We start from the raw sequence: 5,751 nt of genomic DNA on the forward strand, positions 1-5,751 counted from the left end.
ACGAAACGAAGCTCGCTGGAGCAATCCAGTCGTCAGGAAACGCCGGATACGTGATCCGTACGTCCGGTGTTGTGGGAGGACGGCGGGGGCAACCCCGCCTCCTACCCGATCTCTTTTTGCGCGTGCATGGGTGCGACGTGCCGGAGCAGTCCTAGGCCCGATGGCTAACGTTGTCGCAAAGCGCGGGCGCGGCACGAATGGGTTGGTAAAATCCGTCTCACCGCCTGCGTGCCGTTCCTTTCGCCGTCTCTCTCAAATACATGTCCCGACCGCTCGAAATCCTCAATGAAGTCTTCGGTTATCCCGCGTTCAGAGGGCAGCAGGGCGAAATTGTCGAGCACGTCGCCGACGGTGGCGATTGCCTTGTGCTGATGCCGACGGGCGGCGGCAAATCGCTGTGCTATCAGATCCCGTCGCTGGTGCGGCGCGAATGCGGCTTTGGCGCCGGCATCGTGGTGTCGCCACTGATCGCGCTGATGCAGGATCAGGTGGCCGCGCTGACCGAAGTCGGCGTGCGGGCCGCGTACCTGAACTCAACGTTGTCGAGCGCGGAGGCGGTGGCCACCGAGCGGGCGCTCCGCGACGGCGACATCGATCTGCTCTACGTCGCACCGGAGCGGCTGATGACGCCGCGCTTCCAGGAACTGCTCGAACGCACGCGCATCGGTCTTTTCGCGATCGACGAAGCGCACTGCGTGTCGCAATGGGGACACGATTTCCGGCCCGAATATATTCAGCTGTCGGTGCTGCACGAGCGCTTTCCGAATGTCCCGCGCATCGCGCTGACGGCGACCGCCGACGCGATCACGCGCGACGAAATCATCCACCGTCTCGCGCTCGAAGATGCGCGCGTGTTCGTGTCGAGTTTCGATCGGCCGAACATCCGCTATCGCATCGCCGAAAAAGACAACGCGCGCACGCAACTGCTCGACTTCATCCGCGCCGAGCATACGAAAGCCGACGGTACGACCGATGCGGGCGTCGTTTATTGCCTGTCGCGCCGCAAGGTCGAGGAAACCGCGGAGTGGCTGAAGGAAAAGGGCATGCGCGCGCTGCCGTACCACGCCGGCATGGAGTTCGAGGTGCGCCAGAAACATCAGGAGATGTTCCAGCGCGAGGAAGGCATCGTGATGTGCGCGACGATTGCGTTCGGCATGGGCATCGACAAACCCGACGTGCGGTTCGTCGCGCATCTGGATTTGCCCAAGAGCGTGGAAGGGTACTACCAGGAGACCGGCCGCGCGGGCCGCGACGGACTGCCGTCGAACGCGTGGATGGCCTACGGGCTCGGCGACGTCGTGCAGCAGCGTAAGATGATCGACGAATCCGAAGCAGACGACGCGCACAAGCGCGTCCAGACCGGCAAGCTCGACGCGCTGCTCGGTTTGTGCGAAACGGCGACTTGCCGGCGGGTGCGCCTGCTCGCGTACTTCGGCGAAACGAGCCAGCCGTGCGGCAACTGCGACAACTGCCTCGAGCCGCCGCCGACCTGGGATGCAACGCGCGAGGCTCAGATGGCGCTGTCGTGCGTGTTTCGCGCGCAGCGTGCGAGCGGCTTTCATTTCGGAGCCGGACACCTGATAGATATTTTGCGTGGCAACAGCAGCGAAAAAATCCTGCAGCGCGGCCACGAGAAGCTGACCACGTTCGGTATCGGCGCGGCGCTCGGTGAGCCGGAGTGGCGTGCGATCTTTCGCCAACTCGTCGCGTTCGGTTACCTGACGGTCGACCACGAGGGCTTCGGTTCGCTCGTGCTGACGGAGGCGAGCAAGCCGGTGCTCAAGGGCGAGCAGAAGGTGACGATGCGCCGCTACGTCAAGCCGACACGCACGCGTCAATCGTCGGGTCGTACGAGCGAGCGCGCCGATCCGACCATTGGCATGGGCCCTCGCGAGCGGGCCCGCTGGGAGCGCCTACGCATGTGGCGCACAGAAACCGCGAAGAGCGACGGAGTGCCGGCTTATGTGATTTTCCATGACGCGACGCTCGCGGAAATCGCCCGTCTCGGCCCCGATTCGATCGACGGTCTGCGCGGGATTCCGGGCATGGGGGCGCGTAAACTGGACCGTTTCGGCGACGAATTGCTGCACGTCGTAGCGGCAGACTGACGTCGTCTGGCTGTTGAGCCGGATTGACACGGGCGAAACACCGCAACCTGTTGACTCCCTTAGTATTTTCGGAATATTATGTTAGGTTCCGGTTCTTGGAATGCCTACGCGCAACTTCAGTTCGTGCGTGAGCGGGCCAGCCGGAAGTTCGATGCGCGGGCGTTTCCGCTTTGCCCGGAAACCGATGCGTCGATTTTGTTCAATTTCAGGAATAATCAATGCCAACCATCAATCAACTGGTTCGCAAAGGCCGCACGTCGGAAACGACGAAGAGCAAGAGCCCGGCTTTGCAGGACTGCCCCCAGCGTCGGGGCGTGTGCACCCGTGTGTACACCACGACGCCGAAGAAGCCGAACTCGGCACTCCGTAAGGTCGCCAAGGTTCGTCTGACGAACGGCTTCGAAGTCATTTCGTACATTGGTGGCGAAGGCCACAACCTGCAGGAACACTCGGTCGTGCTGATTCGCGGCGGCCGTGTAAAGGACTTGCCGGGTGTGCGTTACCACATGGTTCGCGGCTCGTTGGATACCCAGGGCGTCAAGGATCGTAAGCAGGCTCGCTCGAAGTACGGTGCGAAGCGTGCCAAGGCTGGCAAGTAATTTAGCCGGTCGATCGCAGTTTCAGGTCGCCTGCAAAGGCGGTAATAGCGATGGTGCCGGAATCGCCGGTGCTATCGAGTAAGTGGTCACCCGACCAGGCTGGTTAGTCTTACGGATGAATCGGGTTAGTTGGTGGCCGCGGGGCTGTAAACAGCTCCAACTGAAAAGTAAAGGAAGAAACATGCCGCGTCGTCGCGAAGTCCCCAAGCGGGAAGTGTTGCCGGATCCGAAGTTTGGCAACGTTGATGTAGCAAAATTCATGAACGTGCTGATGCTCTCCGGCAAGAAGTCGGTTGCCGAGCGTATCGTGTACGGCGCTTTCGAACAGATCCAGACCAAGGGTGGCAAGGACCCGCTGGAAGTGTTCACGGTGGCGCTCAACAACGTCAAGCCGGTGGTCGAAGTGAAGAGCCGCCGCGTTGGTGGTGCGAACTATCAGGTTCCGGTCGAAGTGCGCCCGTCGCGTCGTATGGCATTGGCGATGCGTTGGCTGCGTGAAGCCGCGAAGAAGCGCAGCGAGAAGTCGATGGCCCTGCGTCTGGCAGGTGAGCTCTCCGAAGCGGCCGAAGGCCGTGGCGGCGCGATGAAGAAGCGCGACGAAGTTCACCGGATGGCAGAAGCCAACAAGGCGTTCTCGCACTTCCGTTTCTAAGCTTCCCCACCCCGGGATTAGCTGAAAACGGAAAGAAATTCCGGGCGGGTGCGCTTCAAAGGCGCCTCGCCCGTTTGTGTTACAGCGCGATGGGCATCTCTCGCATCGCGTCATCCCAATAGAGGATCAAAGTGGCTCGCAAGACTCCTATCGAGCGCTACCGTAACATCGGTATTAGCGCTCACATCGACGCCGGCAAAACGACGACGACCGAGCGCATTCTGTTCTACACGGGCGTGAACCACAAGATTGGTGAAGTTCACGACGGCGCTGCCACCATGGACTGGATGGAGCAGGAACAGGAGCGCGGCATCACGATTACTTCCGCTGCTACCACGGCATTCTGGAAGGGCATGGCGGGCGACCGCGCCGAACACCGCATCAACATCATCGACACCCCGGGCCACGTCGACTTCACGATTGAAGTCGAGCGCTCGATGCGCGTGCTCGACGGCGCGTGCATGGTGTACTGCGCTGTGGGCGGCGTGCAGCCCCAGTCGGAAACCGTGTGGCGTCAGGCTAACAAGTACAAGGTTCCCCGTCTCGCGTTCATCAACAAGATGGACCGTACCGGCGCGAACTTCTTCAAGGTCTACGACCAGCTCAAGCTGCGTCTGAAGGCGAACCCGGTTCCGGTCGTCGTGCCTATCGGCGCGGAAGAGAACTTCACGGGCGTCGTCGATCTGATGAAGATGAAGGCGATCATTTGGGACGACGCGTCCCAAGGCACCAAGTTCTCGTACGAAGACATCCCGGCAGAGCTCGTCGACACATGCAACGAATGGCGTGAAAAGATGGTCGAAGCCGCGGCGGAAGCGAACGAAGACATGATGAACAAGTACCTCGAGTCGGGTGAGCTGACCGAAGAGGAAATCATCAAGGGTCTGCGCGACCGTACGATCGCTTGCGAAATCCAGCCGATGCTGTGCGGCACCGCGTTCAAGAACAAGGGTGTGCAGCGCATGCTGGACGCCGTGCTTGACTTCCTGCCGTCGCCGATCGACATCCCGCCGGTTACCGGCGAGCTGGAAAACGGTGAAAAGGGTGAGCGCCGCGCTGCTGACGACGAAAAGTTCTCGGCACTGGCATTCAAGATCATGACCGACCCGTTCGTCGGCCAACTGATCTTCTTCCGTGTCTACTCTGGCGTTGTGAATTCGGGCGACACCCTGCTGAACGCGACCAAGGACAAGAAGGAACGTCTGGGCCGTATTCTGCAGATGCACGCGAACCAGCGTGAAGAAATCAAGGAAGTGCGCGCAGGCGACATCGCCGCTGCGGTCGGCCTGAAGGACGCGACCACGGGCGACACGCTGTGCGATCCGACGAGCCCGATCGTGCTCGAGCGCATGGTTTTCCCGGAACCCGTGATTTCGCAGGCTGTTGAGCCGAAGACGAAGCCGGACCAGGAAAAGATGGGTCTGGCCCTGAACCGTCTGGCGCAGGAAGATCCGTCGTTCCGCGTTCAAACGGACGAAGAATCGGGTCAAACCATTATTTCGGGCATGGGCGAGCTCCACTTGGAAATTCTGGTCGACCGGATGAAGCGTGAGTTCGGCGTCGAAGCAACGGTTGGCAAGCCGCAGGTGGCTTACCGCGAAACGATTCGCGGCAAGGCGGAAGACGTTGACGGCAAGTTCGTCAAGCAGTCGGGTGGTCGCGGCCAGTACGGCCACGCGGTCATCACGCTCGAGCCGAACGAGCAAGGCAAGGGCTACGAGTTCCTGGACGAGATCAAGGGCGGTGTGATTCCGCGTGAATACATCCCGGCAGTCGACAAGGGTATCCAGGAAACGCTGAAGGCCGGCGTGCTGGCGGGCTTCCCGGTCGTGGACGTGAAGGTTCACCTGACGTTCGGTTCCTACCACGATGTCGACTCGAACGAAAACGCGTTCCGCATGGCCGGTTCGATGGCGTTCAAGGAAGCGATGCGCAAGGCACAGCCGGTCATTCTCGAACCGATGATGGCTGTCGAAGTCGAAACGCCGGAAGACTACATGGGCAACGTGATGGGCGACCTCTCTGGCCGTCGCGGTATTGTTCAGGGCATGGATGACATGGTTGGCGGCGGCAAGATCGTTCGCGCCGAAGTGCCGCTGTCGGAAATGTTCGGCTACTCGACGTCTCTGCGTTCGCTGACGCAAGGCCGTGCAACGTACACGATGGAGTTCAAGCACTATGCTGAAGCTCCGCGTAACGTGTCGGAAGCGATCATCAACGCGAAGTCGAAGTAATCGCGCGGCAAAGTCATTCAACGATTAACTTTCTGAAAGAAGAGAAACATGGCTAAAGGTAAATTCGAGCGGACCAAGCCGCACGTGAACGTGGGCACGATCGGTCACGTTGACCACGGCAAGACCACGCTGACGGCAGCGATCACGACGGTCCTGAC

The 5,751-nt window shown here is 60.7% G+C and carries 5 protein-coding genes; all 5 read left to right on the plus strand.

Features of this window, described 5'->3' with window-relative positions; all coding sequences use genetic code 11:
• The first annotated feature begins 260 nt into the window (after positions 1–260).
• On the plus strand, positions 261–2,108 hold the full coding sequence (gene recQ / locus HWY30_RS40245) for a DNA helicase RecQ (RefSeq protein ID WP_090802170.1): 1,848 nt from the start codon (positions 261–263) through the stop codon (positions 2,106–2,108).
• Positions 2,109–2,326: 218 nt separating this feature from the next.
• Positions 2,327–2,707 carry a 30S ribosomal protein S12 gene (rpsL, locus tag HWY30_RS40250; protein WP_006053290.1) on the plus strand — a complete coding sequence of 127 codons (381 nt, stop codon included), beginning with the start codon at positions 2,327–2,329 and terminating at the stop codon, positions 2,705–2,707.
• Positions 2,708–2,888: 181 nt separating this feature from the next.
• Positions 2,889–3,359, plus strand: coding sequence for a 30S ribosomal protein S7 (rpsG, locus tag HWY30_RS40255; protein WP_006053291.1), 471 nt, complete (start codon positions 2,889–2,891; stop codon positions 3,357–3,359).
• Between the two features lie 131 nt (positions 3,360–3,490).
• Complete coding sequence (fusA, locus tag HWY30_RS40260) at positions 3,491–5,593, plus strand: elongation factor G (RefSeq protein WP_090802169.1); 2,103 nt, start codon at positions 3,491–3,493, stop codon at positions 5,591–5,593.
• 48 nt (positions 5,594–5,641) lie between these two features.
• Positions 5,642–5,751: GTP-binding protein (locus HWY30_RS40265; protein WP_233461887.1), on the plus strand; the 110-nt coding region annotated here is incomplete at its 3' end.

Source organism: Paraburkholderia tuberum STM678, assembly GCF_902833905.1.
Classification (GTDB): domain Bacteria; phylum Pseudomonadota; class Gammaproteobacteria; order Burkholderiales; family Burkholderiaceae; genus Paraburkholderia; species Paraburkholderia tuberum.

Excerpts from the sequence above, each read along its gene's own strand:
- recQ (WP_090802170.1), top strand. The coding sequence starts at position 261 with ATGTCCCGACCGCTCGAAATCCTCAATGAAGTCTTCGGTTATCCCGCG.
- rpsL (WP_006053290.1), top strand. The coding sequence starts at position 2,327 with ATGCCAACCATCAATCAACTGGTTCGCAAAGGCCGCACGTCGGAAACG.
- rpsG (WP_006053291.1), top strand. The coding sequence starts at position 2,889 with ATGCCGCGTCGTCGCGAAGTCCCCAAGCGGGAAGTGTTGCCGGATCCG.